The sequence below is a fragment of the Streptomyces sp. NPDC020747 genome (genome assembly GCF_044334695.1).
Classification (GTDB): Bacteria; Actinomycetota; Actinomycetes; order Streptomycetales; family Streptomycetaceae; genus Streptomyces.
In genome coordinates, this window is record NZ_JBIRTJ010000001.1 from 533303 (window position 1) to 558783 (window position 25481).

The 25481-nt window shown below is 70.6% G+C and carries 19 protein-coding genes and 1 pseudogene; 10 read left to right on the forward strand and 10 right to left on the reverse strand.

Annotated elements, in window-relative coordinates:
- The first annotated feature begins 39 nt into the window (after positions 1 to 39).
- From ACH4YP_RS02155 to ACH4YP_RS02170, 4 genes are all read left to right on the forward strand, one after another.
- A complete protein-coding gene (locus ACH4YP_RS02155; protein ID WP_361051160.1) occupies positions 40 to 987 on the forward strand; it encodes a methionyl-tRNA formyltransferase in 948 nt (315 codons plus the stop codon).
- Positions 988 to 1129: 142 nt separating this feature from the next.
- Complete coding sequence (locus tag ACH4YP_RS02160; RefSeq protein ID WP_398488921.1) at positions 1130 to 2152, forward strand: FecCD family ABC transporter permease; 1023 nt, start codon at positions 1130 to 1132, stop codon at positions 2150 to 2152.
- Between the two features lie 83 nt (positions 2153 to 2235).
- On the forward strand, positions 2236 to 3255 hold the full coding sequence (locus ACH4YP_RS02165) for an iron chelate uptake ABC transporter family permease subunit (RefSeq protein ID WP_361051417.1): 1020 nt from the start codon (positions 2236 to 2238) through the stop codon (positions 3253 to 3255).
- Between the two features lie 52 nt (positions 3256 to 3307).
- Positions 3308 to 4120 (forward strand): ABC transporter ATP-binding protein, encoded by an 813-nt coding sequence (locus ACH4YP_RS02170; protein ID WP_398489450.1) that lies wholly within the window; start codon positions 3308 to 3310, stop codon positions 4118 to 4120.
- A gap of 92 nt (positions 4121 to 4212) precedes the next feature.
- On the opposite strand, the gene argB is transcribed toward ACH4YP_RS02170, so the two are convergent.
- On the reverse strand, positions 4213 to 5109 hold the full coding sequence (gene argB, locus ACH4YP_RS02175; RefSeq protein ID WP_398488923.1) for an acetylglutamate kinase: 897 nt from the start codon (positions 5107 to 5109) through the stop codon (positions 4213 to 4215).
- Positions 5110 to 5316: 207 nt separating this feature from the next.
- Between argB and ACH4YP_RS02180 the strand changes: the two genes are divergently transcribed.
- The 5 genes from ACH4YP_RS02180 (at position 5317) to ACH4YP_RS02200 (ending at position 12182) form a co-directional block, all read left to right on the forward strand.
- Positions 5317 to 6666, forward strand: coding sequence for a lysine N(6)-hydroxylase/L-ornithine N(5)-oxygenase family protein (locus ACH4YP_RS02180; RefSeq protein WP_398488924.1), 1350 nt, complete (start codon positions 5317 to 5319; stop codon positions 6664 to 6666).
- A 151-nt stretch (positions 6667 to 6817) separates the two neighbouring features.
- A complete protein-coding gene (locus ACH4YP_RS02185; protein WP_398488925.1) occupies positions 6818 to 8512 on the forward strand; it encodes an ABC transporter ATP-binding protein in 1695 nt (564 codons plus the stop codon).
- Positions 8509 to 10428: an ABC transporter ATP-binding protein gene (locus tag ACH4YP_RS02190; RefSeq protein WP_398488926.1), complete on the forward strand. Its 1920-nt coding sequence runs from the start codon at positions 8509 to 8511 to the stop codon at positions 10426 to 10428. The genes ACH4YP_RS02185 and ACH4YP_RS02190 overlap by 4 nt, the downstream gene beginning before the upstream one ends.
- Positions 10428 to 11492 (forward strand): iron-siderophore ABC transporter substrate-binding protein, encoded by a 1065-nt coding sequence (locus ACH4YP_RS02195; RefSeq protein ID WP_398488928.1) that lies wholly within the window; start codon positions 10428 to 10430, stop codon positions 11490 to 11492. The genes ACH4YP_RS02190 and ACH4YP_RS02195 overlap by 1 nt, the downstream gene beginning before the upstream one ends.
- Positions 11493 to 11654: 162 nt before the next feature.
- The gene (locus ACH4YP_RS02200; RefSeq protein WP_055612524.1) at positions 11655 to 12182 is read left to right on the forward strand and encodes an NUDIX hydrolase family protein; all 528 of its coding nucleotides are present in this window, start codon (positions 11655 to 11657) and stop codon (positions 12180 to 12182) included.
- A 16-nt stretch (positions 12183 to 12198) separates the two neighbouring features.
- Here the strand turns inward: ACH4YP_RS02200 and ACH4YP_RS02205 are convergent, their stop codons facing one another.
- From ACH4YP_RS02205 to ACH4YP_RS02215, 3 genes are read right to left on the reverse strand one after another with little or no spacing between them, the layout of a single operon-like run.
- Positions 12199 to 13239 carry a ComEC/Rec2 family competence protein gene (locus ACH4YP_RS02205; RefSeq protein WP_398488929.1) on the reverse strand — a complete coding sequence of 347 codons (1041 nt, stop codon included), beginning with the start codon at positions 13237 to 13239 and terminating at the stop codon, positions 12199 to 12201.
- Entirely contained in the window at positions 13236 to 14522 is a 1287-nt protein-coding gene (locus ACH4YP_RS02210) for a hypothetical protein (protein ID WP_398488931.1), read from the reverse strand. Before ACH4YP_RS02210 ends, ACH4YP_RS02205 begins: the two co-directional genes overlap by 4 nt.
- A complete protein-coding gene (locus ACH4YP_RS02215) occupies positions 14522 to 15706 on the reverse strand; it encodes a caspase family protein (RefSeq protein ID WP_361051135.1) in 1185 nt (394 codons plus the stop codon). Before ACH4YP_RS02215 ends, ACH4YP_RS02210 begins: the two co-directional genes overlap by 1 nt.
- Positions 15707 to 15839: 133 nt before the next feature.
- Between ACH4YP_RS02215 and ACH4YP_RS02220 the strand changes: the two genes are divergently transcribed.
- Positions 15840 to 16928, forward strand: a complete 1089-nt coding sequence (locus ACH4YP_RS02220; RefSeq protein WP_398488932.1) for a T6SS phospholipase effector Tle1-like catalytic domain-containing protein — start codon at positions 15840 to 15842, stop codon at positions 16926 to 16928.
- A gap of 34 nt (positions 16929 to 16962) precedes the next feature.
- Here the strand turns inward: ACH4YP_RS02220 and ACH4YP_RS02225 are convergent, their stop codons facing one another.
- The 6 genes and pseudogenes from ACH4YP_RS02225 to ACH4YP_RS02250 form a co-directional block, all read right to left on the reverse strand.
- On the reverse strand, positions 16963 to 18441 hold the full coding sequence (locus tag ACH4YP_RS02225; RefSeq protein ID WP_398488933.1) for a dihydroorotase family protein: 1479 nt from the start codon (positions 18439 to 18441) through the stop codon (positions 16963 to 16965).
- A 48-nt stretch (positions 18442 to 18489) separates the two neighbouring features.
- Positions 18490 to 19317: an ABC transporter permease gene (locus tag ACH4YP_RS02230; RefSeq protein WP_398488934.1), complete on the reverse strand. Its 828-nt coding sequence runs from the start codon at positions 19315 to 19317 to the stop codon at positions 18490 to 18492.
- Positions 19314 to 20150 (reverse strand): ABC transporter ATP-binding protein, encoded by an 837-nt coding sequence (locus ACH4YP_RS02235; RefSeq protein WP_361051123.1) that lies wholly within the window; start codon positions 20148 to 20150, stop codon positions 19314 to 19316. The genes ACH4YP_RS02230 and ACH4YP_RS02235 overlap by 4 nt, the downstream gene beginning before the upstream one ends.
- A 73-nt stretch (positions 20151 to 20223) precedes the next feature.
- The gene (locus ACH4YP_RS02240) at positions 20224 to 21342 is read right to left on the reverse strand and encodes an ABC transporter substrate-binding protein (RefSeq protein ID WP_361051120.1); all 1119 of its coding nucleotides are present in this window, start codon (positions 21340 to 21342) and stop codon (positions 20224 to 20226) included.
- 330 nt (positions 21343 to 21672) lie between these two features.
- The gene (locus ACH4YP_RS02245) at positions 21673 to 25047 is read right to left on the reverse strand and encodes a pyruvate carboxylase (RefSeq protein ID WP_361071012.1); all 3375 of its coding nucleotides are present in this window, start codon (positions 25045 to 25047) and stop codon (positions 21673 to 21675) included.
- 204 nt (positions 25048 to 25251) lie between these two features.
- Positions 25252 to 25470, reverse strand: a pseudogene (locus tag ACH4YP_RS02250) (short-chain dehydrogenase); the annotation flags it as partial.
- Between the last annotated feature and the right edge of the window lie 11 nt (positions 25471 to 25481).

Consider the following 25481-nt stretch of genomic DNA (forward strand, 5'->3'; position numbering starts at 1 on the left):
TGACCGCGGTCCCATCCCCTGTCTTCGAGGAGGAACCCCATGCGGGTCGTCATGTTCGGTTACCAGACCTGGGGGCACCGCACCCTGCAAGCCCTCCTGGACTCCGAACACGACGTGGTGCTGGTCGTGACACACCCCAAGAGCGAGCACGCGTACGAGAAGATCTGGAGCGACTCCGTCGCCGACCTCGCCGAGGAGCACGGCGTCCCGGTGCTGATCCGCAACCGCCCGGACGACGACGAGCTGTTCGAGCGCCTCAAGGAGGCCGACCCGGACATCCTCGTGGCGAACAACTGGCGGACCTGGATCCCCCCGCGCATCTTCGACCTGCCGCGCCGCGGCACGCTGAACGTCCACGACTCGCTGCTGCCGAAGTACGCCGGCTTCTCCCCGCTGATCTGGGCCCTGATCAACGGCGAGCCCGAAGTGGGCGTCACCGCGCACATGATGAACGACGAACTCGACGCGGGCGACGTCGTCCGGCAGGAGGCCGTCCCGGTCGGACCGACGGACACCGCCACCGACCTCTTCCACAAGACCGTCGACCTCATCGCCCCGGTCACCATCGGCGCGCTCGACCTCATCGCCGCCGGCCAGACGGAGTTCACCAAGCAGGACCGGTCGCAGGCGAGCTTCTTCCACAAGAGGTCCGCCGAGGACAGCCGCATCGACTGGACCTGGCCGGCGGAGGACCTCGAACGCCTGGTCCGCGCCCAGTCCGAGCCGTACCCCAGCGCCTACACCTTCCACAGGGGCAAGCGCCTCGACGTCCTCACGGCGGTCGTCTCCCAGGGCAAGTACGGCGGCACTCCCGGCCGTATCTTCTACCGCGAGGGCGAGGGCGTGGTGATCGTCGCCGGAGCCGACGCCCGCACCGGCCGCAACCACGGCCTGGCCATCACGCGCGTACGGACCGAGGACGGCCGGGAGCTGCCCGCGACCCAGTACTTCACCTCCATGGGCGGCTATCTCACCACCCGCCCCTGATACGCCGGCCCCAGCACGGTCCCGAGGGCCGGCCGGACGCCACCGCCGTGCGGAACTTCCCGTCTCCGCACGGCGGGGGCGCTCCCTCTACGATTCGGGCCTGCCTCGCCCAAGGGGGCCGGCCGTTGGAGAAGACCGCAAGGTGACAGGCAAGAGAGCGCGCCCCGCCCTCCTCGTGGCGCTGCTGGGTGTCGTCCTGGCCGCCCTCTGCCTGCTGTCACTGGCGCTCGGCGCGGCCAACGTCCCGCCGGACCAGGTGATCCGGGCCCTGTTCGGCGACGCCCCGAGCCGTTTCGTGGACAACATCGTCTGGACCGCGCGCGTACCGCGAACCGCCCTCGCGCTCGCGGCGGGCGCGGCCCTCGGGCTGGCCGGCGCACTGATGCAGGCCCTGACCCGCAACCCGCTCGCCGACCCCGGGGTGCTCGGGGTCAGCGCCGGTGCCTCCTTCGCCATCGTGCTGGCCGTCGGAGTGCTCGGCATCAACTCCCTTTACGGGTATGTGTGGTTCGCGTTCGCCGGGGCGCTGATCGCCACGGTGGCCGTCTATCTGCTGGGCGGTCTCGGGCGGTCCGGGATGACCCCGGTGAAACTGGCGCTCGCCGGAATCGCCGTCACCTCGATGCTGTGGTCGTTCACCCAGGCCATCGTGCTCACCGACGTGGACGCGCTCAACAAGTTCCGTTTCTGGTCCGCGGGTTCGCTCGCGGACGCGGACAACGGCATGGTGTGGCGGGTCCTGCCCTTCCTCGTCATCGGCGCGGTGCTGGCGCTGGCCTGCGCTCCGGCCCTCAACAGCCTGGCCCTCGGCGACGACGTCGCGGCCTCGCTCGGCCGGCGCCTGGGCCTGGTCCGGCTCGCGGGTGTCGCCGCGGTCACCCTGCTGACGGGGGCCTCGGTCGCGGTCATCGGCCCGGTCGTCTTCATCGGCCTGGTGGTCCCCCACGTCGCCCGCGTGCTCGCCCAGTCGGCGGGCATCGGCCCCGACCAGCGCTGGCTGCTGCCGCTGTCCGCGATGCTCGCCCCCAGCCTGCTGCTCACCGCCGACATCCTCGGACGCCTGGTGGCACGGCCCACCGAGATCCAGGCAGGCGTGCTGGTGGCCTTCATCGGCGGCCCGTTCTTCATCGCCATGGTCCGCAGACGCAAGCTGGCGGAGGTGTGAACGTGCCGAACCCGAAGTCCGCGCTCAACTCCCGCCCGGTTCTTGACGATTCGCCCGGCGGCCCCCGCTTCCGAACCTACCGGCTGGCCCTGCCGCCCGTCTCCGGTGTCTTCCGTCCCCGGCTGGTCGCCCTGTGCGCGGTGCTCACCGCCGCCACCTTCCTGCTGTTCTGCTGGGGCCTGACGACCGGCGACTATCCGATCGGCTTCACCGATGTCGTACGGGCCCTGGTGGGCTCCGGCGACCCCGGAACCGTCCTCGTGGTGCGGGAACTGCGGCTGCCGCGCGCCCTGGTCGGGCTGCTTGCCGGGATCGCCTTCGGTGTCTCCGGCGCGCTGTTCCAGACCATGACCCGCAATCCGCTGGCCAGCCCCGACATGATCGGCCTCACCCAGGGCGCGGGCACCGCCGTGGTCGCGGGCATCGTGCTGGGCTGGGACGGCGGCCTCGGCACCCAGGCCCTCGGACTGCTCGGCGCCCTGACCACGGCCCTGACCGTGTACGTGCTGGCCTGGCGGCGCGGCACCACCGGATACCGCATCATCCTGGTCGGCATCGGCGTGGCCTGGATCTGCACGAGCGCCACCGACTACCTGGTGGCCAGGGGCGGACGCTTCCAGGCACAGGCCGCCCTCGGCTGGCTGGTCGGCAACCTCAACGGCCGTACGTGGGACCAGGTCGGCCCGCTCGCCGTCGCCCTGGCGGTGCTGCTGCCGACGGCACTGCTGCTCGGCCGGCTGCTGCGCACCCTCCAGCTCGGCGACGACGTGGCCACCGGCCTCGGTACGCGTGTACAGCCCGTCCGCCTCGCCATCCTGCTCGCCGGTGTCGGACTGATCGCGTTCGCCACCGCCTCCGCGGGTCCCGTCGCGTTCGTGGCGCTCGCCGCTCCGCAGATCGCCCAGCGGCTGGCCCGTACGGCCTGGCCGCCGACCGTCGCCTCGGGACTGACCGGCGCGCTGGTGGTCCTCGGCGGCGACCTCGTCGCCCGTACGCTCGTCCCCGGCACGGAACTGCCGGTCGGAATCGTCACCGGAGTGCTCGGCGCACCGGTCCTGCTCTGGCTGCTCGCCCGCGCCAACCGCGCGGGTTCAGGAGGTTGAACCCATGTCGGCTGATCCCACGTCGGCTGATCCCCGGTCGACCACCGACCGCGTGTCGAGCCCCGACCCCGACCTGCGCGCGAGCGGTCTGCGGCTGGCCTACGACAACCGGCTCGTCGTGGACGGGCTCGACCTGGCCGTACCACCGGGCCGCATCACGGCCATCGTCGGCGCCAACGCGTGCGGCAAGTCCACCCTGTTGCGCGCCCTCGCCCGGCTGCTGGCGCCCAAGGAGGGAGCCGTCCACCTCGACGGCCGGGCCATCCGGTCGATACCGAGCAGAGAACTGGCCCAGCGCCTCGGCATCCTGCCGCAGAGTCCCCTCGCGCCGGAGGGGCTGACCGTCGTCGACCTGGTCAACCGCGGCCGTTCACCGCATCAGACCTGGTGGCGGCAGTGGTCGAAGGCCGATGAGCGGGCCGTGCGTGAGGCCCTGGACGCCACCGGCATGACGGACCTCGCGGACCGGCCCGTCGACGAGCTGTCCGGCGGTCAGCGCCAACGCGCCTGGATCGCCATGGCGGTCGCCCAGGGCACCCCCGTACTGCTGCTCGACGAGCCGACGACGTATCTGGACCTGGCCCATCAGATCGACGTCCTGGACCTGATCACCGACCTCAACCGGCGCAAGAACCGCACGGTCGTCATGGTCCTCCACGACCTCAACCAGGCCTGCCGGTACGCCGATCACGTCGTCGCGATGAAGTCCGGACGGATCGTCGCCGAAGGAAGCCCGGCGGAGGTCATCACCGCGGCCACCGTCGAGGACGTCTTCGACCTGACCTGCCAGATCACGACGGACCCGGTCAGCGGCACCCCGCTGGTGATCCCGATAGGGCGTCACCATGGAGCCCACGCCCGTTAGGGAAGCGGGGCTGTGTCGATCTACGGCTCCGCCGCGGGGCGCGACCGGCCACCACGCCCCCGCAGCCGAACAGCCCTGCTCCCGGCGGGGCGTCACGGCACGATCGTCGTCCCCGTTCCGGCGACGCCCGCCAGCCCGTCGAGCAGCGCGTGCGGTGCGCGCCCGTCGAGCACCCGGGCGGCTCCCACCCCGCCCCTGACAGCCCTCAGACAGGCCTCCATCTTGGGCCCCATGCCGCCGTTCAGCCCCGGCAGCAGCCGCTCCAGTTCCCCCGCGCCGATCCGGTCGACGATCCGGTCGCTCTCGGGCCAGTCGGCGTACAGCCCGGGAACGTCGGTGAGGACGACCAGGATCCGCGTCCCCAGCGCGGCCGCCAACGCCCCCGCGGCCGTATCGGCGTTGACGTTGTAGACCTGCCCGTCCTCGCCCCGGCCGACGGAGGAGACCACCGGGATGTGACCGCTGTCGAGCAGGATGCGCACGACCGCGGTGTTCACCCGCGCCACGTCCCCGACGAGCCCGATGTCGACGCGCTCACCGGCCACTTCGGCGTACCGCTTGACGGCGGTGAGGGTGCGCCCGTCCTCGCCGCTGAGGCCGACGGCGTACGGGCCGTCTTCGTTGAGCAGGCCGACGAGTTCCTTCTGGACCTTGCCGGACAGCACCATGCGGACGACCTCCATGGTCTCCGGAGTGGTGACCCGGAGCCCGTTCAGGAAGGACGACTTGAGGCCCAGCCGGTCCAGGTGGGCGCCGATCTGCGGACCGCCGCCGTGCACGACGACCGGTCTGACGCCGGCGTGCCGCAGGGTGAGGACGTCCTGCGCGAAGGCCCGCCGGAGCGTGTCGTCGGTCATCGCGTTACCGCCGTACTTGACGACGACCGTGCGTCCGCGCAGGGGTTCCAGCGCGGCGAGGTGATCGGTGAGGTCACCGGCGGAGGACTCGATGGAGGACTCGATGTCGGAGGAGGTGGCCGTTTCGGCCACGACGGCCCCGTTCACGGCCGCCGGCCGCGTCGGGCCCCGCGCTTCTCGGCCAGGCCTGACTCCAGCAGAGCCTGGAGCGTGCGGTGCCCCCAGGTCTGATGGCCGAACATGACGACCCGCATCGTCGATCCTCTCCTAGGACACACCATTGCAAGGTAAGGCTAACCTTATTTAACATCAGTGGCGCCTAGGGGAAGGAAAGTTGCGGTGAACGCACTGCATGACGAGCCGGACTCCGTCCTTGACGTGCTCGGTATAGGTTTCGGGCCGTCAAATCTCGCACTGGCCATTGCGGTTGAGGAACACAACGCCCAAGTCGCTCCGGAGGACCGGATCCGCGCGGGATTCCTGGAGCGCCAGCCGTCGTTCGGCTGGCACCGGGGAATGCTCATCGAAGACGCCACGATGCAGGTGTCCTTTCTCAAGGACCTGGTCACCATGCGCAACCCGACCAGCGACTTCAGCTTCCTGTGTTTCCTGCGGGAGCGGGGCAGGATGGTGGACTTCCTCAACGCGAAGACGCTGTTCCCGTTGCGGATCGAGTTCCACGAGTACTTCGAGTGGGCCGCCGCCCGGGTCGCCCACCTGGTCGACTACTCCGACGAGGTCGTGTCGGTCGACCCGGTGACCGGCCCCGACGGGGAGGTCCGCTGGCTGGACGTGGTCAGCCGCGTGCCCGGCTCCCCCGAGCGGACCATCACGCGCAGGGCCCGGAACATCTCGGTGGCCGTCGGCCTGGAACCGCACCTGCCACCGGACACCGCCCTGTCCGACCGGATCTGGCACAACAGCCAACTCGTCCCGCGTGTACGCGAGTTGAACGAATCCGGTACACCGGTGGGCCGTGTCCTGGTGCTCGGCGCGGGCCAGAGCGCGGCCGAGGCGGTGGACTATCTGCACCAATCCTTCCCCGAGTCGGAGATCTGCGCGATCTTCGCCAAGTACGGGTACACGCCCGCCGACGACAGCCCGTTCGCCAACCGGATCTTCGACCCGGAGGCGGTGGACGTCTACTTCCGCTCCAAACCGGAGGTGAAGCAGTCCCTGGTCGACTACCACCGCAGCACCAACTACTCGGTGGTCGACATGGATCTCATCGAGTCGCTGTACGCGACGATGTACCGCGAGAAGGTGCAGGGCCGGGAGCGGCTGCGCCTGCGCAACGTGTCCCGCATCCGGGACGTACGCAGTCTCGACGACCATCTGGAAGTGACGGTCGAGTATCTGCCCACCGGGGAACGGGAGGTGCTCTCCGCGGACCTGCTCGTCCACGCGACCGGCTACCGCCCCAGGGATCTCGACACCCTCCTGGGCAGAACCGCGAAACTCTGCCTGCGGGACGACAAGGACGCCGTGCGCGTCGGGCGCGATCACCGTGTCGAGCTCACACCCGACGTCACGGCGGGCATCTATCTGCAGGGCGCGACCGAGCACACGCACGGACTCACCTCGACCCTGTTGTCCACCACGGCGGTCCGGTCCGGCGAGATCCTCGACTCCCTGCTCGCCCATCGCACGGCCGACCTGGCGGACGGCCTCACCGCGCGAACCGGCTGAGAAGCCCCGGCGGCCGGGTGGGACGGCACGGATCCACGTGCCGCCCCACCCGCACGGCCGCCTTCGGTTCCACGCCCCCTCACCGGACAATACCCATCAACTTAAGGTAGCCTCACCTAACTTTTCCGCGTTCGATCCCGGAGGGATACGGGTGAGTCCTTCAACTCCTACGGGGCGGGACATCCTGCGGGAATCGGTCAGAGGTCAGCGGCGGGACGTCGCTCTCGGCTCGCTCCTCGGCTCCGGGCACCAGCTGGGCGAGGCGCTGGTCCCGGTCCTGATCGGCGTGGTCATCGACCGGGCGGTCACCAGGTCCGACACCGGCGCCCTCGTCCTGTGGCTCGGCGTCCTCGCCGTGGTCTACGTGGGGCTCGCGCTGAGCTGGCGCTTCGGCGCCTGGTCCGGCGACCGCTCCGCCGTACGGGCCGAACACGCCCTGCGCATCGCCCTCGTACGACGGGTACTGCATCCCGGCGGCGGGGCCGAGGAGGGCCGGCTGCCCGGCGCCCTGGCGAACATCGCCACCGAGGACGCCAAGCGGGTCGGCGCCGTCAACATGTCGGTCATGTACGGGATTTCGGCCCTGGTCGGCATCCTCACCACCGCCGTCGTCCTGCTGCGTACGTCGGTGACGCTCGGCCTGGTCGTCCTGCTCGGCACACCCGTGCTGCTCTGGCTCGGACATCTGCTGAGCAAGCCGCTGGAGACCCGCAGCGAGGCCGAGCAGGAGCGCGCGGCGCACGCCTCGGCCGTCGCCGCCGACCTGGTGGCCGGACTGCGCGTCCTCAAGGGCATCGGCGGTGAGTCGACGGCCATCGCCCGCTACCGCACCACCAGCCGCGACTCGCTGCGGGCCACCCTCAGGGCCGCTCGCGCGCAGGCCTTCCAGAGCGGCATGGTGCTCGCCCTGACGGGCTGCCTGATCGCCGTCGTCGCCCTGGTCGGCGGGCGGCTGGCCGCGCAGGGCACCATCAGCCTGGGCCAGTTGGTGTCGGCGGTGGGGCTCGCACTCTTCCTGCTCGGACCGCTTCAGGTGCTCGCGTGGGTCAACGCGGGGCTCGCCCAGGGCCGCGCCTCGGCCACCCGGATCGCGGAGGTGCTGGCGACCGCGCACACCGTCACGGCCGGAGACCGGAGCCTGGCCCAGCCGGTGCGCGGCGCGCTGCGGCTCACCGGCGTCAGCCACGGCGGCCTGCGCGAGGTGGACCTCGACGTCGCGTCCGGCGAACTGCTGGGCGTGGTCGCGACCGACCCCTCGCACGCCACCGACCTGCTGCGCTGTCTGGCCCGGCGGGCCGATCCCGACACCGGCACGGTGGAGCTGGACGGCGTGGCCCTGCGGGACCTGGACCCGGCCGAGTTGCGTACGGCGATGCTGGTGGCCGAGCACGACGCGGACCTCTTCGAGGGCACGGTCCGCGACAACGTCACGGCCGTCGCCCCCGACTCCGCCGATCCCGAGCCCGTGATGACCGCGGCCGGGGTGGCACAGGTCGCCGAGACCCTGCCCGCCGGCGAGGACACGGCGGTCGGTGAACGCGGCCGATCGCTCTCCGGCGGACAGCGCCAACGGGTCGCGCTGGCCCGCGCGTTGGCGGCCGACCGGCCCGTCCTGGTGGTCCACGATCCGACCACCGCGGTCGACGCGGTGACCGAGGCGGGCATCGCGTCCGGCATCCGGGAGATACGCAAGGGCCGCACCACGGTCCTGGTGACCACCAGCCCCGCACTGCTCTCCGTCACCGACCGGGTGGTGCTGCTCGACGACGGCCGGGTCAAGGACACCGCCCCGCACACCGACCTGATAGCCCGTCATGAGACCTACCGCGCGGCGGTGCTGGCATGAGCGACTCTCCAGGCACACCGACCACGGGTCCAGGCGGCGCGGCCCCCGACGACGGCTCGGCGCGCGACTTCGGTTCGGAGCCCGCCGGCCGTGAACTGCTGCCCACGGCCACCCCGGCCCGCACCCGTGCCGCGGTCCGCGAACTCGTCCGTCCTCGCCGGGGCCTGACGGTCGCCGCCTTCGCGGCGATGATCATGGCCACCGGTGTGGGCCTGCTGGTCCAGCCACTGCTGGGCCGCATCGTGGACATCGTCGCGGACCACCGCCCTCCGGGCGACATCACTCTCCCGGTCGTCCTGCTGGTCCTGGTCGCCCTCGCCCAGGGCGCGACCACCGCGCTGGGCCTGACCCTCGTCTCCCGGCTCGGCGAGACCGTACTGGCGCGGCTGCGCGAGCGGTTCGTGGAGAAGGCGCTGCGACTGCCCCTGGAACAGGTCGAGAAGGCGGGCGCCGGAGACCTCACCGCGCGGATCACCCGGGACGTCTCGGTGGTGGGCGAGGCGGTACGCGACGCGCTGCCCGAACTGGCCCGCTCCCTGCTGGCCATCGCGCTGACCCTGGCCGCGATGGCGGCCCTGGACTGGCGGTTCTTCCTCGCGGCGCTCATCGCGGTCCCCGTCCAGGCGTCCACCGCGCGGTGGTACGTACGCAACGCCGTGCCGCTCTACGCCCGGCAGCGGATCGCCACCGGGTCCCAGCAACAGCAGCTCCTGGACACCGTCGCGGGCGCCGGCACCGTACGGGCGTTCCGGCTGGAGGAGGAGCACACCGAGCGGGTGACCCGGCGGTCGTCGGCGGCGGTCGAACTGACGCTGCGTGGCGTGCGGCTGGTGCTGGACTTCTACAACCGGCTGCACATCGCCGAGTACGCGGGGCTCGCGGCCGTCCTCGTCACCGGGTTCCTGCTCGTGCGCGGCGGGTCGGTGTCGATCGGTACCGCGACCGCCGCCGCGCTCTACTTCCACAACCTGTTCTCGCCGGTCAACGCGGCGCTCGTCCTCCTCGACGACGCGCAGTCGGCGACCGCCGCGCTGGCCCGTCTGGTCGGGGTCGCCGACCAGCCGTCGCCCGAACCGGATGGGCGGGCCCACGAGTCGCGGCCCCGGACCGCGGCTGAGGCCGAGGCGAAGGCGGGCGGCACGGTCACCGTGACGGGCGTGCATCACGCGTACGAGCCCGGCCGCCCCGTCCTGCACGACGTGGACCTCACACTCCGGGCGGGCGAGCGGGTGGCCCTGGTCGGCCCGAGCGGCGCGGGCAAGACCACCCTGGCCAAGCTCATCGCGGGCGTGCACCGTCCGACGGCCGGCTCGGTGCGGGTGACGACCGACGGCACCGGAGAGTCCGGCGACGGGGTGCCGGTGGCGCTGGTCACCCAGGAGACGCACGTCTTCGCCGGCCCGCTCGCGGACGATCTGCGCCTGGCGCGGGCCGACGCCACGGGCGACGAACTGCGCGCGGCACTGACCTCGGTGGCCGCCCTGGACTGGGTCGAGGCACTGCCCGAGGGCCTGGCCACGGTCGTCGGCGAGGGCGGACACCGCCTCACCTCCGCGCAGGTCCAGCAACTCGCCCTGGCGCGGCTCGTACTGGCCGATCCGCCGGTGGCCGTGCTGGACGAGGCGACGGCCGAGGCCGGGAGCACCGGTGCCCGTCTTCTGGAGCAGGCGGCGGACCGGGCGGTGAACGGCCGTACGGCGCTCGTCGTCGCACACCGCCTCACCCAGGCCGCCACCGCGGACCGGATCGTCGTCATGGACGGCGGCCGGATCGTGGAGAGCGGCACCCACGACGAGCTGTGCGCGACGGCCGGTGTCTACGCCTCCCTGTGGGAGGCGTGGTCCGGCACCCGCCCCACGGCCGACCAGACCCCCACGCACCACCGCCCTGACACCACCACCCCGAAGGACCACTGATGCCCGGCTCTTCCAGAAGAGGCACACGCCTCCTCGCGGCGCTCGCGTCGGCACTCCTCCTCTTCACCACCGCCGCGGCCTGCGGCTCCGAGGACGACGGCTCCGAGGCGGGCTCGGACTCGTCCGGCTCCGCGAACAGCGCTTTCCCGGTGACCCTCGCGCACAAGTACGGCAGCACCACCGTCAAGTCCGAGCCGAAGCGGATCGTCACGGTCGGGCTGACCGACCAGGACGCCGTGCTCGCGCTGGGCAAGGTGCCCGTCGGCACCACCGAGTGGCTCGGCGGCTACAAGGGCGCCGTCGGCCCCTGGGCCGCCGACAAGCTGGGCGGCGCGAAGGCCCCGACCATGCTGAAGGACACCGGCACGGGCCCGCGGACGGAGAAGATCGCCGCGCTCCGGCCGGATCTGATCCTCGCGGTCTACAGCGGTCTGACGAAGGACCAGTACACGACCCTGTCGAAGTTCGCCCCGGTCGTGGCCCAGCCGAAGGAGTACAACGACTTCGGTGTGCCGTGGCAGAAGCAGACCGAGATCATCGGCAAGGCGCTCGGTCAGGAGAGCAAGGCGAAGGACCTGGTGAAAGGCGTCCAGGACGACATCGCGGCCACGGCCGAGGACAATCCGGAGTTCGCCGAGTCCACCGGCGTGATGGCGACCCCGTACGAGGGCATCTTCGTCTACGGCAGCCAGGATCCGCGCTCGCGCATCCTGACCGACCTCGGTTTCAAGCTGCCGAAGGACCTGGACAAGGTCATCGGTGACGAGTTCGGGGCCAACATCAGCAAGGAGCGCACCGACCTGCTGGACACCGACGCGATCGTGTGGATCGTCGGCGACACCGCCAAGGACGCGGCCACGCTCCACAAGAACGCCCTCTACGCCGACCTGAACGTGGTGAAGCAGGGGCGTGAGGTCTTCGTCGAGGAGGCGGGCGACTACGGCAACGCCGTCTCGTTCGTGTCGGTGCTGAGCCTGCCGTACATGCTGGAACGTCTGGTCCCGCAGCTCAGCGCGGCGGTCGACGGCGACACGGCCACGAAGGTCACCGAGCCGACGTCCTGACGACGTCCACGAGGAACCCGGCGGATGTATACAGAGGGCCGGGACCATGGGCGATCCATGGGCCCGGCCCTGCCGTGTCACGCGTGTGACCTCGGCCCCGGCTGTGTCACGCGACACGCTCGCGACACGAGACCCTGAAAGTATGATCAACCAATGTCTGACATGACCGAAACCACGCCCGGCTGGCTGCCCCACGACGAACTGGAGCAGGCGCGCGCACGCATGCCGATCCTGTACGTCGAGGCCGTACCGGTCCGCGTAGACGACAGCGGCGAAGTCACCAGCATCGGACTGCTGCTCCGCATCGGGTCGGACGGGACGGTCAGCCGCGCGCTCGTCTCCGGCCGGGTGCTGCACCACGAGCGGGTGCGGGACGCCCTGCTGCGCCATCTGGAGAAGGACCTCGGCCCGGTCGCGCTCCCCCGCGTCCCGGCCTCGCTGCAGCCCTTCACCGTCGCCGAGTACTTCCCGACGCTCGGGGTCACGCCGTTCCACGACCCCCGCCAGCACGCGGTGTCCCTCGCCTACATCGTCCCGGTGTCGGGTGACTGCCGCCCCCGGCAGGACGCTCTGGACCTGGTCTGGTTCAGCCCCGAGGAGGCCGCGTCGCCCGTGGTCATCAACGAGATGCCGGGCGGCACCGGAGCCCTCCTCAAGCAGGCCCTCGCGCACATCGGACACCTGTCCTGACGGCGGGCGCCTGTCGTCACAGTTCGAGAGTGACGAACCCGTCCGGCTCGTCCGGTGCCGGGGCCGTCACGGTGTAGCCGAAGCGATCCTTCAGGCCCGTGACGTCCCACACCGCCGCACGGTCGCGGTAGTTGAAGACGAGTTCCTTCTCGGCGCCGCCGTGCTTGAGGATCCGGGCGATCGCGATCTCGTTGGGGTGGTCGTGCCGCGCGCCGCTGGTCGATATCAGGTAGCGGTCGCAGTCGATCAGGTCGAGCAGTTCGTTGGAGAGGTTGTGGTCGCTGCCGTGGTGGGCGACCTTGAGGAGGTCGACACGCATCCGTCCGCCCTCCGCCTCGGCCCGGGGCCGTATCGACGCCACCAGCCGGCGGTCGTCCGCGTCACCGGTGAGGACGACCCGCTTGTCCTCGAACTCGAAGAGCAGGCCGATGCTCGACACGTTCGTCTTCGACGTGTCGGGCTTGAACACCGACGCGGCCAGCCGGTCCACGTTGACGCCGCCGAAGTGCTCGAAGCCCGGGACCGGTGGGTTCTCCTCGGGATCCCGGCCGGGGATCAGACCGTGTCTGGCGCACTCCGCGGTCCAGGCCGGCGCCAGCTTCTCCAGTTGCCTGCGGTCGGGTGAGAGCACCTCCATCGTGGATCCGTCGTCGAACCAAGCGAGTTCCCGGCCGACCTCGACACCGCGTCCGCCGAACGCGTCGTTCCACGGCACCTTCTGTTCCAGCAGGGCGCTGGTGAGTTTCTCCCCGTCCTGGGCTCCGAACCCCTCGGCGTCGAGGAGGTGGTCGAAGCCGTTGAACCACACGTCCCCGAACTCCACCGACCGGTCCGGGTCGTCCAGCAGGGCGAGCACGCCGAGGATGTGGTCCTGGTCGACATGGGTGACGACGAGGACGTCGACCTGACCGTCGAGCCCGGCGAGCGTGGGCTTGATCAGCGGGTACGTGCCCGAGCGGCCGCCGTCGACGAGGATCCGGCGTACGAAGCCGTCGTCGCCGTACTCCAGGAGCAGGCAGTCGCCGTCCTCGCCGGGCATCATCGTGAAACGGATCATTGCTGTCTCCCTCGCAGAGCGACGACCACGAACGGCTCGCGCATGTCGACACGCCACGACAGGCGGCGGGCCTGTTCGAGCCGCGCGGCGCACCCGGGGTCGTCGGGGAACTCGGAGAGCCCGTGGATGAGGCGGCTCAGGCCCAGGGTGAAGACCGGCACTCCGCGGTCGAAGGCCTCGACCAGGGCGTCCCGCGCCGCCTCCCGCTCCGGCTCGGTGTGGGCCCGGCGCAGATGCCTCATGGCCCAGAGCAGGGATCCGTCGCTCATCCAGTCGAAATCGTGCCGCAGCCGGGACAGCCACGGGTCCCAGCGGTGCGGCCGCTCGGTCAGCTCGCTGCCGACGAGGACGTAGGCGCCCGCAACCGCCGCGAGCGGGTTGGTCATCCCGCCGTCGTAGAGCATGGTCTCCGCGTCCCTGACCAGCGTCGCCGCCGCGTCGAAGGCGCCCCGGGCCATATAGGCCAGGGCGGGCCCCACCCGGCTGTCCCGTACGGACACCGAGACGGCGCTGCCGGTGGGGCTCTGCCGTTCGTTGACGAGGACCTCGATCTGCGCGGCACCCCAGGGCGCGGGCAGGGTGACGACGTACTCGGTACCCGCCAGCGAGACGACCAGGAACTGCCGTGGGCCCATGGGCTCTTCGAGCCTCGGCTCACCGCGGTCGTCGAGCGGGCCGTGGGCACCGAACCGGTAGAGCCGTGCCGCCGCGTCGCCCAGTTCGAGACTGGCGACGTCGCGCGGCTCGGAGCGAGCTATCTCGAACGCGACCAGTTGCCTCGCCGGTCCCTCGGTCAGCGTGAGCATCGAGGGGAACTGCCAGCTCGTCGGCTCGGGGTCGCCGATCCAGGCCGCGTGCCCCGGTTCGATGATCATGTCCCGTTCCCAGGTCCCGGACCGGGAGCCCAGGGAGCGCGGCACGGGAATCGTGACCCCGTCGTGGTAGGCCCCGTACGACTCGATGTTGCCCATGAGGTGCTGCCAGGAGTGCGACTCGTAGGGCGAGGGTGCCGGGCGCAGGATCACCCGCTTCTCATCGCCGTCCCGCAGTCGGATGTCCTGGGAGAGCACGACGCCGGAGGGCAGCGTGGCGGACACGATGTAGTGCCCCGGGTCGACCTCGTACCGTTTCGGAGGTGCCGACCTCCCGCAGGGGAAGAGCACGGCACGGTGGCCGGGGCCGCTGTCCTCGGACGGGTAGATGTTGCCGACCACCTTCGCCCCGTGGGACAAGTCCGTCTCGCGGAGGCTCAGTTCGACGCTCACGCTCAGGCCCGCGCTCATCATTTCTCCAACTTCACGCGGCGGAACACCGGACGTACGGTGATGGACTTCCTCCGCACCTCCTGGCCGAGCCTGGCCTCGAAGTCGTAGTCCCCGAAGCTCAGTTCGATGGCCCACTCGCTCTGCGGATCCCCGTCGTCGCACTCCCCCGCGGCTCGGCGCAGCCGCTCCGGTCCGGCTTCGTCTCCGGCTCCGGCCTCTTTACAGACGAACTCGGCTTGGGCGTTGTCCTCGGCGGGATCACAGCCCACGTACACGGGGACGACCGGTGGGCCCGCCAGTTCGTGCAGGACGAACACGGGCAGTTCGCCTACGGAGGGCACCTGGACGCCCGCGACCGCCCCGGCGAACCGCGGCTGGCGCATGAAGTGGTCGATCGCCTTCAGCAGATCGGAGGTGTCGACCCTCCAGGCGCCCTCGGGATCGTCGCTCGCCGCACCGGCGAGGCTCTTCAGGAGGGCCTCGGTGAACAGGCTCACCTGACCGGGCCGTGCGTGCGACTGATCGCCGGACAGAGTGGCGTAGAACGGAATGTGGAAGCACCGCGGCAGGTCGAGCGGCCGTGTTCCGGCGCCGAGCGGAGACTGCCCCGCGAACTTCCCACCCGAACGCTCGATGAGGACATCGGAGTTGGACCGGCACGCGTCGACGAAGAAGACCTGCTCGCTGGCCTTGCACCGCTTGAGGCCATTCATCAGACCCGCGAAGTCCAGTGCGCCGTTGAGGGGGTTGTGCTCGTCGGCGAAGATGTCGGCGGCCAGCAGCGCCATGTCGTCGCCCTGTGAGACTCCGTGACCGCAGAAGTAGAAGACGAGGCGGTTGTCCACATGCGTGTCACCGCGGTCGAACCACCGCGTGACCTCGCCGAGGATGGCGTCGATGGTGGCGGGCCCGACATCGTGGGCCTCCTGGGTGCGGGGATTCACGAACGGGGCCGGCTGCTCCTCGCTGAGCAGCAGCGCGAGACTGCCGAGGGGCCGCCGGGAATCGTGGTACTCGGCAAGCAGCCAGGTGGCCAGCGCACGGGCCGAGACGGGGGGTGAGCTGAGCTGCCGCATCCCGTCGGAATCGGCGACCGGTGCCTCGCCACCGGCGAGATGGGGATACTTGCCGACGCCGATGACCAGTGCGTGGGTGCACGGAGGACCGGCGTGCTCATCCAGGTGGACCACAGAACCGGCCATGAATCCTCCGGAACTCTACTCATGCGCCGGAGCATGCCCGCAGGCAGCATTTTCCCTATTATATTCCTGAGACATCCATTGTGTCCCGATATGAAACCAATGATCGTGTCCCTCAGTGAACGTGAGGCCCGCCATGGCCAAGAATCTCGTCGTCTGTCTGGACGGCACGGGCAACCAGTTGAAGGCGAAAGGGAACACCAATGTCGTCCGGCTCTACGAGATGCTGGACCTCAGTGATCCCGCCCGGCAGATCGCCTACTACGACCCCGGTGTCGGCACGTTCGCGGCGGCGGGCACCTGGACTCCTGTGGGCCGGCATCTGTCGAAACTCCTCGGTCTCGCCTTCGGCTCCGGAATGCGGGCCAACCTCGGCGAGGCCTACACCTATCTGATGCGGCACTACCAACCGGGCGACCGCATCTACGTGTTCGGCTTCAGCCGCGGCGCCTACACGGCCCGCGCCCTCGTGGGCATGCTCAAGGCGGTCGGCCTGATGCGGCCCGGCATGGAGAACCTCGTCCCGTACGCCGTGTCCGTGTACGCGCGGAACAAGGACTGGACGCGGGACGACTGGGACCAACTCCACCGGTTCGCGGGCGCGTTCAGCAACGCGGTCGACGGGCGGGTCGGCATCCGCGTCGAGTACCTGGGGATCTGGGACTCCGTGAAGGCCGCCGGCCTCCTGCGCTGGAACCTGCGGTGGCCGTTCACCCGTCAGGCCCCGAACGTCCGCCGCATCCGCCACGCCGTCTCCATCGACGAGAAGCGCAGGCCCTACCGCGAGTACCTCGTCACCCCCACCGACGGCGACGGCGACAAGAAGCAGGCCGTGCCGTCGACGGTCGAGCAGGTGTGGTTCGCCGGGGTCCATTCCGATGTCGGCGGGACCTTCGACGACGACCCCCGGCTCGCCACGATCGCCCTCAAGTGGGTCGTGGACGGCGCCCTCGAAGCGAGGGAGGGCGAGCCTGAGGCGCGTCTCCTCCTGAAGCCCCGGGCCTACGAGCGCGAGGTGACTCTCGTGCCCGAGCACGCCCTGGGCAAGGTGCACCGGATGGGCTGGATCTGGGCCCTGCTCACCTATCGGCGCCGCGGACTCCCCCAGGGCGCGCATGTGCATGAGAGCGTCCGCGCGCGGCTGGAGAAGGACGCCGGCTACGCGGACCCGATCCCACCGACGGCTGTCTGGTCGGACACCGGTTGGCTCACCGCCCGGGGATGACTCCCCTGGTCACCGCTCGGAGGTGCCCCCTGACTCACCGCCCGGCTGTGATCCCCACAGGCCGGTGGAGGTACGCGCCCACGGGCTCGCCGGCGATCTTGCCCGCCCGCAGGATGTGATGGCCTCTCAGGAAGGTGTCCGTGACCTGGGCGGTCAGCTGGAAGCCCTCGAAGGGGGTGTACTCCTGCGTCGACTCGGACTCGGCGGCGCGCACGGTCCAGGTTCGGTCCGGGTCGACCAGGGCGATGTCGGCGTCGAAGCCGGGTGCGAGGGCGCCCTTGGTGCGCAGCCCGTAGCGCCGGGCCGGGTTCCAGGAGGTCAGCGCCGCGATCCGGCCCAGGGGCAGGCCGCGCCTGGTGCCTTCGGTGATCAGCCCGGGGAGGAGGTACTCGGCCCCGCCGAACCCCGCCTTGGCCAGGAACACATCGTCCTTGGGCTCGCCGAACTTCGCCTCCTCCCGGCAGCACGCGTGATCGCTGACGACCCAGTCGACGGTGCCGTCGAGCACGTACTCCCACAGCGCCTCGACGTCCTCGCGGGGCCGCAGCGGTGGGTTGACCTTGCCACCGAGGCCGTGCGCGGTGGTGATGTCGGCGAGCAGATGCCCGACGGTGACCTCGCGGCGGAAGTCGATGTGCGGGAACGCCCGGCCCATCCGCACGGCCGCGTCCATCGCCTTGCGGGACGACAGATGCAGCAGGTTGATGGTCGGCAGTCCGGTCTCGTGCGCGAGGTAGGCGGCGATGGAGACCGCGAGCCCCTCGGAGTGCGGCGGCCGGGAGGCGCTGTAGGCGGCGAGCCCGGTCAGCTCACCCGCCTCCTCGACCAGCTTGGTGTACGCAGTCATGATCTCGGCCGTCTCGCAGTGCAGGGAGAGCGAGATCTCGTCGGCGAGTTCGGGGAACCGCTCGCGTGCGGCCTGCACCCCGCGCATGACGAACTCGAAGTGCGCGTAGTCGTACCGCTCGTCCTCGGGGATCATCAGGAACGCGTTCTGGTCGGCCGATCTGCCGTGCAGGCCATGGCTGCCGTAGAACATGAAGACCTTGAACGAGGTGACGCCGAACCGCTCGACCAGGTCGGGGATCTCGTCGATGTGTCCGCGCGATATCGGCGCGAGATGGAAGCCGTGGTCGACGTGGGCGCGGCCCGCGGTGGCCTCCAGCACCTCGGGGAGGAAGTCGGCGTACGGGCCGCCCTTGTTGAGGTAGTACCGGCCGGTCCGCATGTAGGTCAGCGCGCTGGTGACGCCGCCCTGCGCACACGCGCGGCTCTCTGTGGCCGCGTCCTCGGCCGGCGGGTTGTAGATCCCCCAGTGCTGGTGGGCGTCCACGACGCCGGGGAACGCCAGCCTGCCGTCGGCGTCGACCACCCGCCGGGCACGCTGGGCGGCGATGCCGGGGGCCACGGCGGCGATCCGGCCGTCGCTCACGGCGACGTCGGCGGGCCGGGCGTCGTCATGGTCGTGGGTGACGACGCGGGCGTTCTTCACGACCAGGTCGTACTCGGTCACGGTGTCCTCCAGTCGTCCGGGGTCATGCCCCGGTCACCTCGTCCGCGGTCATGCCCCCATCACCCGGCTCTCCTCGGCCCAGAAGGTGACGCGCCTCTGGGCGAACCGGACGACGGAATGGGCGATCAGTCCCAGCACCGAGAGCACCACAAGCACGGCGAACATCCCGGCGATGTCGAAGTTGTAGTTGGTCTGCAGCAGGAGATACCCCAGGCCCTCCTTGGCCCCGATGAACTCGCCGACGACGGCGCCGAGGATCGAGAAGACGATCCCGATGTCGAGCCCGGCGAAGATGAAGGGGAGCGCGCTCGGCAGCCGCACCATCCTGAAGATCTGGAACGGTCCGGCGCCGAACACCGTGAGCATCTGGATCCGGTCGGCGTCGGCCGAGCGCAGCCCCTCGATCACGTTGACCAGCATCGGGAAGAACGAGATCACCGCCGCCATGACGACCTTGCTCGTCATGCCGAAGCCGAACCACACGACGAACAGCGGCGCGAGCGCCACCTTGGGCACGGTCTGGAAGGCGACGACGTACGGCATGAAGGTGCGCTCGATCAGCCGCACCTGCGAGATCGCGGTGCCCAGCACGAGCGCCGCGCCCACACCGAGAAGGAAGCCGTACAGCGACTCCAGGACGGTCACCCTCAGGTGTCCCCAGAACAACGGGTCGGCCAGTTGGGTCCGCAGGGCGTCGAGGATCTGGGAGGGGCGCGGCAGCACGTAGTCGTCGATCCCGAAGGCGGGGACCGCGAACTCCCAGGCCAGCACGACGATCACGAAGACGGCGGGCACGAGCAGGAGTTCGGGCCGCTCCCTCAGGTCGACCCGGGGCCTCTTGGCTATGAGACGCCTCTTGGTCTTGAGGGGCCTCAACGGTCGATCACTCCGGCGGCGTTGAAGTGCTTGCGGATCCGCTCCACGTGGACGCCCGCCCGGTCGGAGGCCATGGCGCTCAGCGCGCGCGGGCGTTCCAGGTCGATGTCGACGATCTCGGCGACGCGGCCGGGCCGGGCGCTGAGGACCACCACCCGGTCGGAGAGGAAGACCGCCTCGGCCATGGAGTGGGTGACGAACACGATGGTCTGGCCGCTCTCGCGCCAGATCCGCAGCAGCTCGACGTTCATGTACTCGCGGGTCATCGCGTCGAGGGCGCCGAAGGGCTCGTCCATCAGCAGCACGGCCGGATCGTGCACCAAGGCCCGGCAGATTCCGGCGCGTTGCTGCATCCCGCCGCTCAGCTCATGGGGGTACTTGTCCTCGAAACCGTCGAGGCCGACCATCGTGAGCAGCCTCCCGGCCCGCTCCCGGTACACACGGGCATCGAGTTTCCGTACCTCCGCGGGCACCATCACGTTCCGCAGGACGGTACGCCACGGCAGGAGGGTGGCCGCCTGGAAGACCATGCCCACCTCCGGCAGCGGGCCTGTCACCTCACGGCCCGCGACCCGGACCGTGCCCTCGCTCCTCGGGACGATCCCGGCGAGGATCTTCAGCAGAGTGGTCTTGCCGCACCCCGAGGGTCCGACGACCGAGACGAACTCGCCGCGCCGGACGGTGAAGGCGATGTCCGAGAGCGCGTGGGTCGGTTCGGACCTGCGGGACCGGTAGGTCTTGTGCACTCCGCCGACCTCGATCCAGCGGGCCTCGTCCACGTCGGGCGCGGGAACCGCCTTCCGGCGTCGGCGCCCCGGACGCGGACTCCTCATGGCCATCACAGCCGCCCTGCCTTCCTGTTGGGTGGGTGTCCGGGCCTTCCTGTCCGGGTGGGTGTCCGAGTCGCTACTCGGCGGCCTTCGCCTTCTCGATCACGGCCGCGGAGTCGAAGTCGTTCGCGCCCTTGAGCAGTCCGTCGTCCCACAGTTCCGCGAGGCCGATGTCCTTGGTGACCTGGCCGGACGCCTTGGTGTAGGCGACCGTCTTGTCCCACTCCTCGTCGCTGATCGCGCCCCAGTTCCTGAAGCTCCCGGGCTCACCGGTGGTGGGGACGGCGGTCTTGATCCACGCATCGAGGGACTTGCTGTCGTCGCCGATGCGGTCGTCGGCCTTCTTGCCGGTCAGTAGCTGCGGGAAGACCTTGTAGCCATCGCGCATGGCGGCCTCAGGGTTGACCGCCGAGAAGAGCAGCGCTTTGTAGGAAGCGCGCAGGTAGCGCGTGAGTACGTCCTTCTTCTCCTTCAGGGTTTTCTCGGTCACCGCGAAGGTCAGGGAGCGGATGCCGTCGAAGGCGGCGGAGTTGTCGAGGTAGCGGAACTCCGTGCCGGTGTTCTCGATCGTGGTGTACGCCTGCGTGAACAGCGCGAGCACGTCGACCTTGCCGTCCTCCAGGGCGGCCAGGGCCTGCGCGCCCACGCCGACCGGCAGCAGCTCGACGTCCTTGGCCGCGTCCAGGCCCGCGTCTCCGGCGTACGCGCGGGCGTAGATGGCCGAGCCGGAGGCCAGGCTGATGACGCCGATCTTCTTGCCCGTGAGGTCGGCGGCGGTTCTGATGTCGCTGTCCGGCTCGACCGCCATCCGCCACGGCCAGTTCCGCACCAGGCCGCCTATGGCCTTGACCGGGACGCCCTTCTCCCGGGCGGCGAGGATGGCTCCCGCGTCGGCCGGTGTGATGTCGGCGCTGCCGGAGGCTACCGCCTGGACCGCGGCGACCGAGCCGTCGGTGTTGATCACGTCGACCTTCAACTTCTCCTCGGACAGGAAGCCCTCGGCATCGCCCACCGCGTGGACGGCGACCTCTTCCTTGGGCGCGAACACGGCCGAGGGGATGGCGAGTTCGAGTCCGGCCGGGGCACCCGACTCGCCGTCGGAGGACGACGAGGAGTCCTCGCCTCCGCAGGCTGAGAGCACCGCGAGAGCGGCCAGGGTGGCGGCACTGACGCCGAGCCGCAGGGAACGATTCATGCTGGGCACCTCGATCCATCCGGTGGGGTGAGGGCTGTCGGTCGGGCGGGACTCGAAGCAGCGCTCACACACCCACTGGGGGCACCCGTGCCGTGTAAGTGGTCGCCTTCGTCGCTCATCTCACTGCTCCGGCTTCGCCTCGGACAGGACCGTGCAAGGACGTGCGGACGTGCGGACGTGCGGACGTGCAGGGACGGTGGCAGACCTCAAGCATGTCGGAGGGAATCGGATCGCGAAAGGACGCAACAGGGGTCCCGGGGGCGGCGAACCGCCCCCGGGACCCCTCAACGCACTCCGATCAACGCCCTCCGACCTGCATCATCGGGAGCGTCAGCCGATCTCGACGAGCAGGTCGCCGCCCTCCACCTGCTGGATCTTGTTGATGGCCAGCCTGGACACCGTTCCGGCCTTCGAGGCGGTGACCGAGGCCTCCATCTTCATGGCCTCGATGGTGGCCACCGTGGCACCGGCCGCGACCTCGTCGCCCTCGGCTACCGCGAGGGTCACGACTCCGGCGAACGGCGCGGCGACATGGCCGGGGTTGGCCCGGTCGGCCTTCTCCGTGGCCGGGACGTCGGAGGCGACCGAGGTGTCGCGCACCTGGATCGGCCGCAACTGGCCGTTCAGGGTGGACATCACGCTGCGCATCCCGCGTTCGTCGGCCTCGCCCACGGCCTCCAGCTCGATGAGCAGCCGTACGCCCTGTTCGAGGTCGACCGCGTACTCCTTCCCCGGGCGCAGCCCGTAGAAGAAGTGCTTGCTGTCCAGCACGCTGGTGTCGCCGTAGGTCTGACGGTGGGTCTCGAACTCGCGCGTCGGACCGGGGAACAGCAGCCGGTTGAGTGTCGCCCGGCGCTCCTTCACCAGCCCCTCGCGGTCGTCCGCGGTCAGTTCCTCGACGGGCTTGGGGGCGGCGCGGCCCTCAAGTGCCTTGGTGCGGAACGGCTCGGGCCAGCCGCCGGGCGGGTTGCCCAGCTCGCCGCGGAGGAAGCCGATGACGGAGTCGGGGATGTCGAACCTGTTCGGCGTCGCCTCGAAGTCCGCCGGCGACACACCGGCGCCCACCAGGTGGAGCGCGAGGTCACCGACCACCTTCGAGGACGGGGTCACCTTCACCAGATGGCCGAGGATGCGGTCGGCGGCGGCGTACATCGCCTCGATCTCCTCGAAGCGGTCGCCGAGGCCGAGCGCGACGGCCTGCGTACGCAGGTTGGAGAGCTGGCCGCCGGGGATCTCGTGGTGGTAGACCCGCCCGGTCGGCGCGGCCAGCCCCGCCTCGAAGGGCGCGTAGATCTTGCGGACGCTCTCCCAGTACGGCTCCAGGTCGCCCACGGCCTGGAGACTCAGCCCGGTGGACCGGTCGGTGTAGTCGGTCGCGGCGACGATGCCCGACAGCGACGGCTGTGAGGTGGTGCCGGCCATCGACGCCACCGCCCCGTCGACCGCGTCCGCACCCGCCTGGATCGCCGCGAGGTAGGTGGCGAGCTGACCGCCCGCGGTGTCGTGGGTGTGGATGTGCACCGGCAGGTCGAACTCGCGGCGCAGCGCCGATACGAGGGTGGCGGCGGCCGGGGCTCGCAGCAGGCCGGCCATGTCCTTGACGGCCAGGACGTGGGCCCCTGCCTCGACGATCTGCTCGGCGAGGCGGAGGTAGTAGTCCAGGGTGTAGAGCCGCTCGGACGGATCGGACAGGTCGGACGTGTAGCAGAGGGCCACCTCGGCGATCGCCGTTCCCGTCTCCCGTACTGCGTCGATGGCGGGGCGCATCTGCCCGACGTCGTTCAGCGCGTCGAAGATCCGGAAGATGTCGATGCCGGTCGCCGCGGCCTCCTGGACGAAGGCGTCGGTCACCTCGGTCGGGTACGGCGTGTAGCCCACGGTGTTGCGGCCGCGCAGCAGCATCTGCAGACAGATGTTCGGCACGGCCTCGCGGAGCGCGGCCAGACGTTCCCAGGGGTCCTCGGCGAGGAAGCGGAGCGCCACGTCGTAGGTGGCGCCGCCCCAGCACTCCAGGGACAGCAGTTCGGGCAGGGTCCGCGCCACGACGGGCGCGACGGCGAGCATGTCCTTGGTACGCACCCGGGTGGCGAGCAGCGACTGGTGGGCGTCGCGGAACGTGGTGTCGGTGACGCCGATGGCCGGTGACTCGCGCAGCCACCGGGCGAAGCCCTCGGGGCCCAGTTCGACGAGCCGCTGCCGGGACCCGGCGGGCGGTTCCGTGGCCGGCACGGGCGGCACCTTGGTGACGGGGTCGCTCAGCTCCGGCCGTTCGCCGTGCGGCTTGTTCACCGTGACGTCGGCGAGGTAGGTGAGCAGCTTCGTACCGCGGTCGGCGGAGTGGCGGGCGGTGAGGAGGTGCGGACGCTTCTCGATGAACGACGTCGTGACCTGCCCGGCCCGGAAGTCCGGGTCGTCGAGCACCGCTTGCAGGAAGGGGATGTTGGTGGCCACGCCGCGGATGCGGAACTCGGCCACGGCACGCCGGGCCCGGCCGATCGCGGTGTTGAAGTCGCGTCCCCGGCAGGTGAGTTTGACCAGCATCGAGTCGAAGTGGGCGCTGATGTCCGTACCGGCGTGGGTGGTGCCGCCGTCCAGCCGGATGCCCGAACCGCCGGGCGAGCGGTAGGCGCTGATCTTTCCGGTGTCCGGGCGGAAGCCGTTGGCCGGGTCCTCGGTGGTGATACGGCACTGGAGTGCGGCGCCGTGCAGGGTGACGGTCTCCTGCGAGAGCCCGAGGTCGGCCAGGGTCTCGCCGGAGGCGATGCGCAGCTGGGACTGCACGAGGTCGACGTCGGTGACCTCCTCGGTCACCGTGTGCTCGACCTGGATGCGCGGGTTCATCTCGATGAAGTGGTAGCTTCCCTCGCGGTCGAGGAGGAACTCCACGGTGCCCGCGTTGCGGTAGCCGATCTCCCGGGCGAACCGCACCGCGTCGGCGCAGATCCGGTCCCGCAGCTCGGGGTCGAGGTTCGGCGCGGGGGCCAGCTCGATCACCTTCTGGTGGCGTCGCTGCACCGAACAGTCGCGCTCGAAGAGGTGGATGACGTTGCCCTCCCCGTCCGCGAGGATCTGCACCTCGATGTGGCGGGGTTCGACGACGGCCTTCTCCAGGAAGACCGTGGAGTCACCGAACGCGGACGCCGCCTCACGGGACGCCGCCTCGATGGACTCGCGCAGCTGGGCGGGGTCCTCGACCCGTCGCATGCCGCGCCCGCCACCGCCCGCGACCGCCTTGACGAAGACGGGGAAGCCGACGTCCTCGGCGGCGCGGACGAGTTCGTCCACGTCGGTGGAGGGGGCGGAGGAGCCGAGCACCGGTACGCCCGCCGCGCGGGCGGCGGCCACGGCGCGCGCCTTGTTGCCGGTCAGCTCCAGCGTGTCCGCGCTGGGGCCGACGAAGGTGATGCCGGCCTCCTCGCAGGCGCGCGCCAGGTCGGGGTTCTCGGACAGGAACCCGTATCCCGGGTACACCGCGTCCGCTCCCGCCCGCCGCGCCGCGCGGACGATCTCCTCGACGGAGAGGTAGGCCCGGACCGGGTGTCCCGGCTGTCCGATCTCATAGGCCTCGTCCGCTTTCAACCGGTGCAGTGAATTGCGATCCTCGTGCGGGAAGACGGCCACGGTTCGCGCGCCCAGCTCATAGCCGGCGCGGAACGCGCGAATAGCGATCTCACCACGGTTGGCGACCAGCACCTTGCGGAACATTTGGATCCCTTCAGCCTGCCCGGTGACGCGCACCATCGTGTCGGCCCCGCCCGCCCCGCGCCATGTGAGCCGGGCCACTCGTCCGGATGCCTCCGGCCCGCGGAGCAGCCGGATACTCAGCCGCTGATGCCCACCGACCGGCCTCACGAGCCACCGACGAACTCCTTGAGCGGTCGGGCGGCTACCCAGTTACGGGGTGCGCAGTCACACGAGCCCGAAGACCGGATCGGCACCGGTCAGCTCGCGGCCGGCCTCCCACAGCCGTGCCGCGACGTCCTGGTCGGCCAAAGCATCGCGCACGGGTTCGAGTACGGGCACGCCCCGCAGGCCGAACACCCGGGGCCCCCACAGCTGCCCGCCACCCACCGACGGATCGAGAACGGCCCGTACGGCGGGCCACGCGGCGTGCTCCTCGCCCTGGACGTACCCGATGC

Coding starts and splice junctions, on each gene's coding strand:
- ACH4YP_RS02195 (WP_398488928.1), top strand. CDS start 10,428: ATGCCCGGCTCTTCCAGAAGAGGCACACGCCTCCTCGCGGCGCTCGCG.
- ACH4YP_RS02215 (WP_361051135.1), bottom strand. CDS start 15,706: ATGGCCGGTTCTGTGGTCCACCTGGATGAGCACGCCGGTCCTCCGTGC.
- ACH4YP_RS02235 (WP_361051123.1), bottom strand. CDS start 20,150: ATGAGGAGTCCGCGTCCGGGGCGCCGACGCCGGAAGGCGGTTCCCGCG.
- ACH4YP_RS02220 (WP_398488932.1), top strand. CDS start 15,840: ATGGCCAAGAATCTCGTCGTCTGTCTGGACGGCACGGGCAACCAGTTG.
- ACH4YP_RS02155 (WP_361051160.1), top strand. CDS start 40: ATGCGGGTCGTCATGTTCGGTTACCAGACCTGGGGGCACCGCACCCTG.
- ACH4YP_RS02190 (WP_398488926.1), top strand. CDS start 8,509: ATGAGCGACTCTCCAGGCACACCGACCACGGGTCCAGGCGGCGCGGCC.
- ACH4YP_RS02240 (WP_361051120.1), bottom strand. CDS start 21,342: ATGAATCGTTCCCTGCGGCTCGGCGTCAGTGCCGCCACCCTGGCCGCT.
- ACH4YP_RS02200 (WP_055612524.1), top strand. CDS start 11,655: ATGACCGAAACCACGCCCGGCTGGCTGCCCCACGACGAACTGGAGCAG.
- ACH4YP_RS02210 (WP_398488931.1), bottom strand. CDS start 14,522: ATGAGCGCGGGCCTGAGCGTGAGCGTCGAACTGAGCCTCCGCGAGACG.
- ACH4YP_RS02245 (WP_361071012.1), bottom strand. CDS start 25,047: ATGTTCCGCAAGGTGCTGGTCGCCAACCGTGGTGAGATCGCTATTCGC.
- ACH4YP_RS02205 (WP_398488929.1), bottom strand. CDS start 13,239: ATGATCCGTTTCACGATGATGCCCGGCGAGGACGGCGACTGCCTGCTC.